The organism is Marinobacter pelagius, from assembly GCF_003315345.1.
In the GTDB taxonomy this organism is placed as follows: domain Bacteria; phylum Pseudomonadota; class Gammaproteobacteria; order Pseudomonadales; family Oleiphilaceae; genus Marinobacter; species Marinobacter pelagius_A.
On the sequence record NZ_QNRO01000008.1, the window covers coordinates 75898 to 87736 of the forward strand.

Genomic DNA, 11839 nt, shown 5'->3' on the forward strand with positions numbered 1-11839 from the left:
CGAGAATTTACCCGTTCTGCCTGTTGCTGGTGCTGGTGTCGCTGTGGCCCGCGGCGGGGCTTGCCCAGCAGGTCGAGGTTCGGGTGAAGGGAGACTATCCGGAGCTGGAAGCCAACGCCGAGGCCTTTATTGGTGAGGTCGACGGTCGTAGCGAAGGCAACCTGAGGCGTTATGCGCCGACCGCAGTTGAGCAAGCCAGTAGGGCCTTGCGGGCCCTGGGCTATTACAGTCCCCGTATAGACTGGCAGGTGAAAGCGGGCGATGCGGATGAGCTGGCCACGCTGATACTGGAGATTGAACCGGGAGAACCGGTACGAGTGACCTCAAGGCAGGTGGATATTCGGGGGGCGGCCGCAGAAGACCCGGCGTTTGTGGGTAAGCTGCCGGAGCAGCCAGAAATCGGCGATGTGCTGGATCATGGCGAATACAGCAATCTGATCAGCACCATCCAGAACCTTGCCCGCCGGCGCGGCTACTTTGATGGCAGGTTTGTGGCCCGGGTCCTGAGAGTCAATCCCGAGCAATACAACTCCGAAATCAGGGTGTTGTTCGACTCTGGTGAGCGATACCGGCTGGGCGAGGTCAACTTCGAGGAAGGGCATTGGTTCGAAACATCCTTACTGCAGGACTATGTCACCTTCAAGCCAGGCACCTTTTACCACTCGGATATCATCGCCCAGCTGAATCGGGACCTGTCCAGCAGCGGGTATTTTTCCGGGGTGGATGTGGATGCGCTGCCAGGAAATGCCGTCGATGGGGTGATTCCGGTGAGTGTCGCCGTTAGCCGGCGGGATCGCAGGTCGGTAGCGGCCGGTGTCGGTTTTTCCACGGATGTTGGCCCCCGCTTCCGGGGTACCTGGCGCGAGCATTGGATCAATCCGATGGGCCACAAGCGCGGGGCCGAAACCGAAATATCCCAGCCCCGGCAGAACCTCAGCACCTGGTACGAGCTGCCCCTGGATCCGCCGATGACAGACCTGATCCGCCTGACCGCCGGTTACCAGCGGGAGGATATCGAGAACGTGGAATCCGAACTGCTGACCCTGGGCCAGCAATGGCAGCACCAGCTGGACAACGGCTGGTTGCAGGTGCTGTCCATCCGCTGGGAGGGCGAGCGCTTCAACATCGGCGATGATGAGAAAGGCACCAGTAGCCTGCTGCTGCCAGGTATGGGTTATTCCAAGCTTCACCAGGACTCGCCCCTGGACCCGTCCCGGGGTTACCGGTTGCAGCTGGATGTGACCGGCGCCCACCGTGCGGTGCTGTCCAAGGTTGATATCCTGCATGTCTACGCCCAGGCCAAGGGGCTGTATACCCTGTTTGACAATCACCGGTTCCTGGGGCGATTCCAGATCGGCGCGGTTGGCACCAACCGGTTTGAGGATGTGCCGCCTTCTTTGCGTTTCTTCGCCGGTGGTGACCAGAGTGTCCGGGGCTACGGCTATGAAACCCTGTCACCGGAAAACGACAATGGCGTGCCGGTGGGCGGGCGTTACCTGATGGCCGGCAGTGCCGAGTACCAGTACGAGTTTGCCGAGCGCTGGCGGGTGGCTGTATTTGTCGATCATGGCAATGCCATCAACGATCTGCTTGATCCTTTGGCCACCGGCGCCGGTATCGGCCTGCGCTGGGTCAGCCCGGTGGGGCCGTTGCGCCTGGATATCGCCAAGGGCCTGGATCCGGAGTTCGGCGGAGGCTGGCGAATTCACTTCTCGATGGGGCCGGAACTGTGACCGACGAAAAGCAGGCAACGGAAACGGTTGGCAAGAATCGCCGCCGCAAGTGGCACCCGTTGCGCTGGGTGGGTGTGATCCTTGCGGTGATCGTCCTGGTACCGGTGTTGCTGATCGGTGCGGCCCTGCTACTGGTTCGTTCGGAAGCCGGGACGGCCTGGGTTATCGAACAGGTACCGGGGCTGACAGTGGACGAAGGGCAGGGCTCTCTGCTGGGTCGCTGGCAGGCGAGCCGGCTGCAATGGCAGGGCTACGGCATCAATCTGGATTTGCAGCAGCCGTTGCTGGACTGGTCGCCCTCATGCCTGTTCGAGAAGCGTTTGTGCGTCGACACGTTGCACGCACAGTCCATGGATCTTGAAACAGCCCCGTCGTCCAACGGCACGGAACCCGCTTCGGGCTTCGCCCTGCCGGTGGTCGACATCCCGCTGGCCCTGGAAATATCGGACGTTCGTATCGGGGCGTTCACGGTCAATGGATCCCTGGTCTGGGATCGGTTTGAACTGGATGCTGGCGGGTCTGGTGCCAGCTGGCAGCTCGAGCGGGTTCACTACCAGCTGGCGGACTATGCCGTCACCGCCCGGGGGCGGGTGGAAACCCGGGGAGACTGGCCGGTCGATCTCGAGGTCATTGCCACATTGCCGCCACCCCGAGGGGATCAGTGGGAGATTGAAGTGAACCTGGCCGGCAGCATCGAAGATCTGCGCCTGGAGGGCCGCAGCCGTGGCTATCTTGATGCTGCCCTTTCCGGGCAGGTGGCGCCTCTGGAAACGTCGCTGCCGGCACAACTGCGGGTTGCCTCTGAGCAGTTCACGGCCCTGGATGGCCTTCCTGATACACTCACCTTCCAAAATCTTATCGTGGAGGCGGACGGATCGCTGCAGCAGGGTTTCCGCGCCAATGGTAAGGCCACGCTGCCGGGTACCGTCGGACCGGTGGCATTAAGATTGTCAGGTCTGGTCACCACCGCGGGGGCTGACAACCTTGAACTGGTGCTGGCCACGGAAGGGGAACAGCCGGGTGAAGCCAGTATCCGGGGCAACCTGGGCTGGACCGGTGGATTTTCCGCCGATGCTGACCTGTCACTGGATCGATTCCCCTGGTATTCGCTGCTGCCGGATCTGTCCCAGCCGCCGGTCGAACTCAATACCCTGACCGGCAGCTTCCGCTGGGCGGACAATCAATACCAGGGTTCCCTACAGGCGGAGACCCGAGGCCCGATGGGCGAGGCCACCGTTGCAGCGTCCCTGGACGGCGATCTCAAGGGGGTCAACCTCTCGGAGCTTGCCCTGCAAACCGGCGCCGGATCGGCCACCGGCAGTGGTCGGGTCGGTTTTGATGGACCGGTGACCTGGCAGGCCGCCCTTGAACTCAGTGATTTCAATCCGGGATTCTGGGTGCCCGCGCTGGAAGCGTCGCTCAATGGCGAGGTAAAAAGCGAGGGCTCCCTAGTGGATGCTCCGGTGCCGCGCATGACCGCGAGCTGGGACCTCACGGGTACCTGGCGATCCCACGAGACCCTGGCGACCGGCGCCCTCGATACCGCAACCGGCAGCTGGGTGGTATCCGGTCTGGAGCTGGTTGTGGGGGATAACCGGGTCTCCGGAACGGGTACCTGGGGGCCTGAACTGTCCGCAGACCTGGCCCTTTTCCTGCCCGAGCCGGATCAACTGCTTGCTGGTCTGGACGGCGAGCTTGAGGCGTCGCTGAATCTTTCCGGCAGCCCTGAGGACCCGGTTGCAGAACTTGCAGCAAGTGGCCAGGCCCTAAGCTGGCAGGACCAGCTGACCATCGGGAATGTCACTGTGTCGGCCGCTTTGTCGGAAGGCCAGATACTCGAGGCCAATGTTGATGCGGAGGCCATTGAGGCGGCCGGTCAGGAACTGGAATCACTTCAACTGAAAGCCACCGGCAGTCAGCAGGATCACACGCTGACGGTTGATGCCCGGCATCCGGAGGCACAGGTCTCACTGGCGTTTGCCGGCGGCTTTGCCGAAGGGTGGCAAAGTTGGTTGGGAAATCTTTCGAGGGGGGACATCGCGATTCCGGAGCAGGATCAACGGTGGCGGCTGCAGGCCCCGGCGGAACTGGCCTGGGAGCCGGATGGCCGGGTACGGTTCGGTGCCCATTGCTGGGCCTGGCAGCGGAGCTCGGTGTGCGCGGAGGACCAGTTGCTGTACCCGAGCCCTGATATTGCCTATCGCATCAGCCGCTTCCCCACTGAGGCGCTGGCGCCACTGTTGCCGGAAACGCTCCGGTGGCAGTCGGAGCTGAACGCCGAGGTGTCCTTCACCCAGGGCGATGCAGGCCCCACCGGCCGGGTGTTTGTTGATGCGGGCAGTGGCGAATTCGATGTTTTGGTCGATGGCGAGTGGGAGGCGTTGGGTTACTCATCCCTGACCGCGGAACTGGCCCTGCAGCCCGAGGTGGCGAATGTCGATATCCGGCTGGATGGCGACGCCCTTGGCAGTTTCCGTCTGGATCTGTCCGTCGACCCCGACAGTCCTGAGCGCAGGGTGGACGGGGACTTCAGTCTGCAGGGTCTGGATCTGGCCCTGGCCGGGGTCTTTACCGGGATGCAGGAGGTGGCTGGTGAAATCAGCGGTCAGGGGCGGTTGTCTGGTCCATTGATGAAGCCTGAGGTGACGGGCGAGCTGGCACTGGTGGACGGGCGGATCATGGACCCGACCTTGCCCATGCCTCTTGAGGATATCCTGCTGCAAGTGAATCTGAATGGTTACTCCGCTGACCTGAGCGGCCGGATTCGCAGTAACGAACGCAGTGAGACAACACTGGATGGTACCCTGGAGTGGTCCGGAGCGCCCCGGGGCAGTCTGGCGATTGTCGGCAGCCGGATTCCCTTCAACATCGAGCCCTACGCCCGGCTGGAAATTGCGCCGGATCTGGAGGTGACCTTCAGTGAGGGCGATCTGGCGGTAACCGGCGAGGTGGCGGTGCCCAGGGGCAGTATTGAAATCAAGTCCCTGCCAGCCCAGGCGGTCCAGGTCTCCGAGGACGAGGTTATTGTGGGCGTGGAACAGGAAGAACCCGCCATCCGTTCGATGAACATGGATGTCACCGTCCGGGTCGGAGGAGAGGACGTGGTCACCTTCGCTGCCTTTGGTGTCACAGGTAATCTCCAGGGCACCCTGCGCATCGGCAACGATATGGACACCCGGGGCACCTTGCAGCTGGTAGAGGGGCACTATGAAGCCTATGGCCAGGAGCTGGAACTGCGCACGGCCCGGTTGCTGTTCGTGGGCAATATTACCGAGCCTTACCTCGAGATCGAGGCGATACGTGAGGTTGGCACCGTGGTGGCCGGGCTGAGACTCAGTGGGCCGGTCCAGTCGCCATCGACCGAAGTCTTCTCGAATCCGGATATGCCGCAGTCCGATGCGCTGTCCTACCTCATCCTTGGCCGGGCGCCCCAGAGCCAGGGCGACGAAGGCCAGATGAGCCGGGCCGCCCTGTCACTGGGTCTGACCCAGGCCAGCAAGGTCACCGGAGAAATCGGGGAGGAGTTGGGCATCCGGCAGCTGACCCTGGAAGCTGAAGGCGCGGGCGAGCAGACGTCGGTGGTCGCGAGTGGCTACCTGACAGACGACCTCAGCGTGCGTTATGGGGTGGGGATTTTTGAGCCCATAACTACCGTGGCCTTGCGGTACGATCTCGGCAAATACTTCTATCTGGAGGCCGCCAGCGGCCTGGCAGCCTCCCTGGATATCTTCTATACCCGGGATTTCTGACTGTGCGTCATTCGAGGGTGAAAGTGGCGGAAACCGAGGCCGTAATTTCACGGATTCCGACGCTGCTCACCACGTCCTTGGCGCTTCGGGCCTCGGCCATCATCATTGGTACCGGCCGGTAACCGCTGTTGATGTTCATGGTGACCACCTCGCCACAGGACTGTTGCAGTTCGGCAGCAACAAACTCGCATCGGGAGCGGGCATCGGCGATGGCGGCCGCCAGGGCTTCCCGCTCCAACTGCTGCTCACCGGAGTGGTAGAACTGCTGCGGCCCCAGGTTGTACTCCATACCCAGCGCCTGGGCCTGCTCCAGCAGCGGGTTGAGCAGCGTCAGGTCGCTGATGCTGAAGCTCACGGTCTGGGAGGCGACGGCCTGCTGGGTCGCCTGGCCACCACGCTCTGCCGGCGGGATTGTCCGGGTATAGAGATTGAGCCGGGCATCGCTGTAGTCAGCGAGCTGGTCCCGCCAGGCTTCGATGCCTTCCCGCCATGTCTCCATCTGTTGCCGGACCTGTTCGCTGGCCTTGGCGGCGAGCGGATCCTCGGCGCTGGCGGTGAATTGCAGGCGGGCGCTGTCCGGTTCATAGCGAACCGATCCCTCGCCCGTGAGGGTCAGCTCGCCGGCCAGTGACAGTGCAGGCGCCATGGCCAGGGAGATGAGAGGGAGCAGAAAGCGGTTCCGTCCGTTCATGATGGTAGTACTCCTTCAGGATGTGGTTTCAGGATCGGCCGGCCCGGCTTCAGGTTCCAGCCGGGCCAGTTTGAAGTTGCGGGCCGCCTCGACAAATTGGCCGAAAATGCGTCGATGGCCACCATGATACAGTAGATATTCCGGATGCCACTGCACACCCATGAGCCACTGGCCCCGGGTGTTTTCGATGGCCTGGACAAACAGGTCGTTGTCGACGGCGACCACCCTCAGGTTCCTGCCCAGCCGCTTGATCGCCTGGCTATGGATGCGGTTGGCGCCGATCACCGGGCCGTGCATCAACTGCCCCAGCCGGCTGCCAGTGACCAGCCGGACGGTTTGCAGGGGCAATAGCAGGGGCCTGTGCCGGGTATGGACCCTCAGGGGCGTGACGTTCTGGCACAGGGAACCGCCATGGAACACATTGATGAACTGCGCCCCGCGACAGATGCCCAGTACCGGAATGCCGATCGCTTCCGCTTCTTTCAGCAGCCGTTGGTCAGTGGCATCCCGCCGGCGATCGTAGCGGGCGGTCACCTGGGGTTGCTGGCCGTAGTTCGCAGGGTGTACGTGGGTGCCGCCGGAGAGCACCAGGCCGTCCAACAGTGAGACATCCACCCGGGAACCGGGGCGAATATAGTGGGTGCGGGCACCATGCATCCGCAGGCCCAGGCTGATCAGTCGATGGGCGAGACTGCGCCGGGCCGGGCCGCTGATACCTATGGTGACCCCCGGAATTTCCGGGGCCTCGCGGAATTCTTCAGACATAACCCTTGGTACGCAGCCATTGGTCTGTGGTTTCCGGCCAGCTGTGAGTGAGGTTGTGGAAACTGAACTTCCGGCTTTCCCGGAACAGCTCCCTCAGTTCGGCCAGGTCACCGGCGCGGTTGGCAATCTGTTCCAGAATGACCCAGTCGTTCCACACGCTGGAGAAATGCCACCCGGGGTTGTCGATGTCGCAGTCCGGCAGGCGGTAATGCAGGGTGGGCCGACTCTTGATGCGTGGATCGTGGACATACTGGCCGAGCAGGTCGGCGTCCAGATGCGCGAACAGGGGGAGCAGATCAAGCGCCCGGTTCCTGGTTGGATTGAACTCCAGGTAGTCCCGCATCAGCTTCGACTGGTCGGGAGCGTAGCCGTCCTCCATCAGCAGATCGGTATAGCGGGAGGTCCAGGGTTCAATGTAGGTGGTGAATTTCCGGCTGATGTCCAGCTGGTGCCTGGCCTTGAGCCAGTCGTACAGCGCTGCGAAAGCTTGCAGATAGCGCACGATGGTTGCCGGTTCGAGATCCGGTAGCTCCGGGTTGAGCTGCAGGCCGAAAGCAAAGTAGATGGCCTCACGGCTGCCCAGGGCCCCGAGCAGGCGCAGTTCATCCACCAGCGTTTCCACGTCCTGCAGGCGGGACAGAGGGATCGGTGGTGTCACGATTTCCAGCGGCACGATCTGTTCGGCCGCCGCATCGATCACGTCCATGGCCTGGCCACCCAGTTCGCGGATTGAGCGGGGCAGGCGCTGGTCGGCCAGGTCCAGATCCTTGATGGGATCCGAATCCAGCTCGATGGTGAAGGGGCCCAGATCGGTTTCAATCCTCGTGACATAGCGCGACACCGGCTCTGCCGGCCCGTCCAGCAACCTTGCGGCATGATCCACCAGTACTTCATAACCCAGGCCGGACAGCTCCACCTCCACGCCAACGCGGCGTTCGTCTCCATCGTTATTGAGCCGCACGTCCGGTAACGCGCAGGTGCTGGTCTGTGACATCGGTTTCCCTGACTCTGCATGCATGGTCTTTTCACCATAACACATCCCCCTGTTGCCAACGGGTTACGCAGGCGTCAGAAAATCGGTGGGCGGGCTTTACACTGGATAAAACACTGTATATAGTCAATTCACTGTATAAAAAAACAGGCCTGTCCATAGCCGGATGGCCTGTCACCTGGACTGACCGGAGTAACGGAATGAAGCTGACTGCCAGGCAACAACAGGTACTGGATATTATCCGTCGCTATGTCGACGAGACGGGCTACCCGCCCACACGGGCGGAAATTGCGGCGGAGCTGGGCTTTCGCTCTGCCAATGCGGCGGAGGAGCACCTGAGGGCGCTGGCCCGCAAGGGCGCGATTGAAATGGTACCCGGCGCCAGCCGAGGCATCCGTTTGCCGGAAGCCGAGGAGGATCTTGGTCTTCCGGTGATCGGCCAGGTGGCTGCCGGTAGTCCGATCCTGGCCCAGGAGCATATTGAGGATCACTGTACTCTTCAGCCGGATTTCTTCTCGCCGTCCGCAGATTATCTGCTGCGGGTGCGCGGCATGAGTATGAAGGACATCGGCATCCTTGACGGCGACCTGCTGGCTGTTCACCGCACCCAGGATGTGCACAACGGACAGGTGGTCGTGGCCCGGGTCGGGGAAGAAGTAACCGTCAAGCGTTTCCGGAAGGATGGAACCAAGGTGTACCTGATTGCCGAGAACGAGGAGTTCGAGCCCATCGAGGTAGATCTGACCGAGCAGGAACTGTTTATCGAAGGCCTGGGCGTGGGTGTCATACGTCGCTCTGATCTGCACTGAACCGGGCCAGCCAAAGAGAATCGATAAAAGAACAAGCGGGTGACTTATGGAACAACTGAGCTTCAACCAGAATCTGGCTTATCAGCAAGGCATCCTGTCCCATTCCGAGCCGGCGTCGGGTGTTGCCGGGCGACGAGCTGTCATCCGTGCCCGCCGTAACCCCGAACCTCGTCCCGCGGAAGTCACCGGTAATGTGACCGAGATTATTCTGCCTCAGGGCCAGGTGGAGAACTTCCAGTTGCTGCTGCCGATGCTGACCCAGCTTAACCAGGAAAAGCGCTGGCTCGCCTGGATTGATCCGCCCCAGGAGCTTGTCAGCAAGTGGCAAAAGATGCATGGCATTGTCACAGGGGAGTTGCTGGTACTGCGCTCGACCTCCGAGCTGCCGGCCCAGCAGCTGGCTGAACGCGCACTCCGGGCCGGTACCTGTCACGCGGTGGTGATGTGGACCCGCAAACTCGGCCGTTCGGCACTGGAATCACTCCAGAGCGCATCGGCCGAGGGTAACAGTCACGGGGTGGTGCTTCGCCAGCGTTGAGGGCCAGTGGCAGGCCAGGCGCCTGCCGTACTGTTCAGTGCAGGGTATAGGAGGGTTGCGGGTCGATTGCGTCCGCCTCGTCTTCTTCCCAGTCAATATCATGGGTGATATCGCCCACCGCTTCGATGCCGGCAGCGATCATGGCCTTGGCGACATTCATGTCGCGATCTTCCATCATTTCCCGGGCTTCCTGGGAGAAAGAAATTCTTACCAGTGGCGCACTGTCGTCGTCGATCCGGCGCAGTGCATAGTCGCCGTTACTCAGTTGTACAATTTCAAAAAACGATGGTGACATTCAGTAAACCTGTCTGTTGTTGAGATCCGGAAGCCCGAGCCTGGTGATGATTCACCACTCGCTGTGCTGCTCTTCCAGATCGTCGGCAAAATGTTTGAGCGCGCCCAGGGTCTTGAGTAACCCGGTCGTTGACCTGTCCGGCCCGGTTTCCGCTGAAACCGCGATGATGTTGTCATCCGTTACGGTTTTCCGGGTCGCCGGTGGGCGACTCTGGCTCTGTTCCAGTTGATCCAGGTGATTCCACCAGCTGCCAGCCTCCGACGCGAGGTCTCGCAGGCGGTACACCTCGTTGGCATCCGCGCCGATCAGTGCCGCCAGTTCCTCCAGGGTCTCCGGCTCGGCATTCCGTTCCTGATAGAGTCGGGCAATCATCACCAGCAGCAACCTGCGGCTGCGCAGTACCAGCTCTATTGCACCCTGTATTGCCGCTTCCCGTCGGAGCGCCTGCTCCGCTTCCGGTGCCGGCTGCCCATTCGCTGATAATGCGGGCAGATCAAGCTGCCCCAGCAACGTCTTGGACAGAAACAGTTTTTGAGAGACCAGCGAATGCCATTGCGAGGCCATGGAGTACCTGCGATTTCGGATAAGGAAGATCTGGCAGATTATTAAAACGAGGATTGTACCATTTATGTGCAACGATTTCTGCACCTGTCTCATGATTCTCTGCGCCTTCACAAGAAGATACAAACATTCACTTGAAACGAGCGTTTGAATTTGGCAAAAAGCAGCCCGACCTATGGAACTGCTGGAGATGTCAGGTATGCGAAGCCACATTGTCGCGGGTGCAGCGGCGGTACTGTTCGGATTGTCCGGGCAGGCACTGGCCAAGGTGAGTCCGGCGGAAGCCGCGAAGCTCGGGAACGAGTTGACCCCGGTGGGTGCCGAGCGCGGGGCCAATGCGTCAGGGACCATTCCAGAGTGGACCGGGGGGCTGAGCACTCCGCCGGCAGAGTGGCGCCGTGGGGAAATCGAAACCAATCCGTTCCCTGACGACAAGCCCTTGTTTGTCATTACCCGGGACAATCTGGATCTGTACCGGGACAAGTTGACCGACGGGCACATCCGGATGATCGAGCAATACGGCCCGGATTTCTTCATGCCGGTGTACCAGAGCCGTCGTACTGCCGCGTTCCCGGAGCATGTGTACGAAAAGTCTGTCGAGAATGCCACCAGCGCCGAGCTGCTGGATAACGGCAACGGGGTGCGCGACACCATCATGACCAGCCCGTTCCCGATCCCGCAGAATGGTCTGGAGGTTATCTGGAACCATATCCTTCGTTACCGGGGTACTGAGATATCCTTTCGAAGTGCTTCGGCAACCCCCCAGACCGACGGTTCGTACAACCCGGTGGTCAACGAATATGACTATTTCTTCGCCTACAGTCGCAAAGGGGCGGAACTGGAAGAAATCGACAACAAGATTTTCTATCTCAAAACCAACACCATTTCGCCTTCATCTCTGGCGGGCACGATCACCGTGGTCCACGAAACCCTGGACCAGATTCGTTCCCCGCGCCTGGCCTGGCGCTACGACTCCGGCTCCCGCCGGCTGCGTCGCTCTCCCAACCTGGCCTATGAAACGGACTTGCCGAATTCGTCATCATTGCGTTCGGTTGACCAGAAGGACATGTACAACGGCGCGCCCAACCAGTACGACTGGACCCTGAAGGGCAAGCGTGAAATGTACGTGCCCTACAATGCCTACAAGCTGCACGGCGATGCGGTCGAAGCGGATGATGTCATCCGCCCCCGGCACATCAACCAGAAACTGACCCGGTATGAATTGCACCGGGTGTGGGTGGTTGAGGCCACGCTGCGCACCGGCATCAGTCATATCTATTCCCGCCGGGTGTTCTATGTGGACGAGGACAGCTGGCAGATTCTGGCTTCCGAGGAATATGACGCGCAGGGTAACCTCTGGCGGGTTTCCGAGGCCCACAACATCAGTTACTACAGCGAGCCGGTGTTCTGGACCACCATGGAAATGACCTATGACCTGAAAGCCGGTCGCTACTACATCGATGGCCTGGATGATGGCTTCAAGCCCTACGACTTCACTCCCGGCTTCCGGCGCAACGAATTCACCGCCTCCGCCGCCCGCCGGGCTGCCCGCCGCTGATTATTGAAGACGGGGTCAGAAGAAAGCGTTCTTCTGACCCCAATTTGGCCGGCCACTTCAGAGTCCAGTGAAAACGGGGTCAGATGAAGGCTTTCATCAGACCCCGATCTGGCCTGCAACTCCGGAGTCGAGTGAAGACGGGGACGCCC

General features: G+C 61.2%; 10 protein-coding genes. 5 read left to right on the forward strand and 5 right to left on the reverse strand.

Features of this window, described 5'->3' with window-relative positions; translation table 11 throughout:
- Window positions 1-29 precede the first annotated feature (29 nt).
- Together DET50_RS09205 and DET50_RS09210 are read left to right on the forward strand one after the other, a co-directional pair.
- Window positions 30-1733: an autotransporter assembly complex protein TamA gene (locus tag DET50_RS09205; RefSeq protein ID WP_473741716.1), complete on the forward strand. Its 1704-nt coding sequence runs from the start codon at window positions 30-32 to the stop codon at window positions 1731-1733.
- The gene (locus DET50_RS09210) at window positions 1730-5482 is read left to right on the forward strand and encodes a translocation/assembly module TamB domain-containing protein (RefSeq protein ID WP_258546096.1); all 3753 of its coding nucleotides are present in this window, start codon (window positions 1730-1732) and stop codon (window positions 5480-5482) included. Before DET50_RS09205 ends, DET50_RS09210 begins: the two co-directional genes overlap by 4 nt.
- A 7-nt stretch (window positions 5483-5489) precedes the next feature.
- Here DET50_RS09210 and DET50_RS09215 read toward each other — a convergent pair whose 3' ends face one another.
- Genes DET50_RS09215 through DET50_RS09225 form a run of 3 tightly spaced genes read right to left on the reverse strand, consistent with a single transcriptional unit; the run spans window position 5490 to window position 7932 of the window.
- Window positions 5490-6173, reverse strand: coding sequence for an SIMPL domain-containing protein (locus DET50_RS09215; protein WP_113862562.1), 684 nt, complete (start codon window positions 6171-6173; stop codon window positions 5490-5492).
- A gap of 15 nt (window positions 6174-6188) precedes the next feature.
- On the reverse strand, window positions 6189-6938 hold the full coding sequence (locus DET50_RS09220; protein WP_113862563.1) for a gamma-glutamyl-gamma-aminobutyrate hydrolase family protein: 750 nt from the start codon (window positions 6936-6938) through the stop codon (window positions 6189-6191).
- The gene (locus DET50_RS09225) at window positions 6931-7932 is read right to left on the reverse strand and encodes an amidoligase family protein (protein WP_113862564.1); all 1002 of its coding nucleotides are present in this window, start codon (window positions 7930-7932) and stop codon (window positions 6931-6933) included. Before DET50_RS09225 ends, DET50_RS09220 begins: the two co-directional genes overlap by 8 nt.
- A gap of 197 nt (window positions 7933-8129) precedes the next feature.
- Between DET50_RS09225 and lexA the strand changes: the two genes are divergently transcribed.
- Window positions 8130-8738, forward strand: coding sequence for a transcriptional repressor LexA (gene lexA, locus DET50_RS09230; RefSeq protein WP_092000408.1), 609 nt, complete (start codon window positions 8130-8132; stop codon window positions 8736-8738).
- A gap of 46 nt (window positions 8739-8784) precedes the next feature.
- Window positions 8785-9276 carry a cell division inhibitor SulA gene (locus DET50_RS09235; RefSeq protein WP_113862565.1) on the forward strand — a complete coding sequence of 164 codons (492 nt, stop codon included), beginning with the start codon at window positions 8785-8787 and terminating at the stop codon, window positions 9274-9276.
- A 34-nt stretch (window positions 9277-9310) separates the two neighbouring features.
- Here DET50_RS09235 and DET50_RS09240 read toward each other — a convergent pair whose 3' ends face one another.
- Both DET50_RS09240 and DET50_RS09245 read right to left on the reverse strand, forming a co-directional pair.
- Window positions 9311-9571: a hypothetical protein gene (locus DET50_RS09240; RefSeq protein WP_113862566.1), complete on the reverse strand. Its 261-nt coding sequence runs from the start codon at window positions 9569-9571 to the stop codon at window positions 9311-9313.
- 51 nt (window positions 9572-9622) lie between these two features.
- Window positions 9623-10135, reverse strand: a complete 513-nt coding sequence (locus DET50_RS09245; protein ID WP_113862567.1) for a DUF6586 family protein — start codon at window positions 10133-10135, stop codon at window positions 9623-9625.
- A 196-nt stretch (window positions 10136-10331) separates the two neighbouring features.
- Between DET50_RS09245 and DET50_RS09250 the strand changes: the two genes are divergently transcribed.
- Window positions 10332-11690, forward strand: coding sequence for a DUF1329 domain-containing protein (locus DET50_RS09250; RefSeq protein WP_113862628.1), 1359 nt, complete (start codon window positions 10332-10334; stop codon window positions 11688-11690).
- The last annotated feature ends 149 nt before the right edge of the window (window positions 11691-11839 follow it).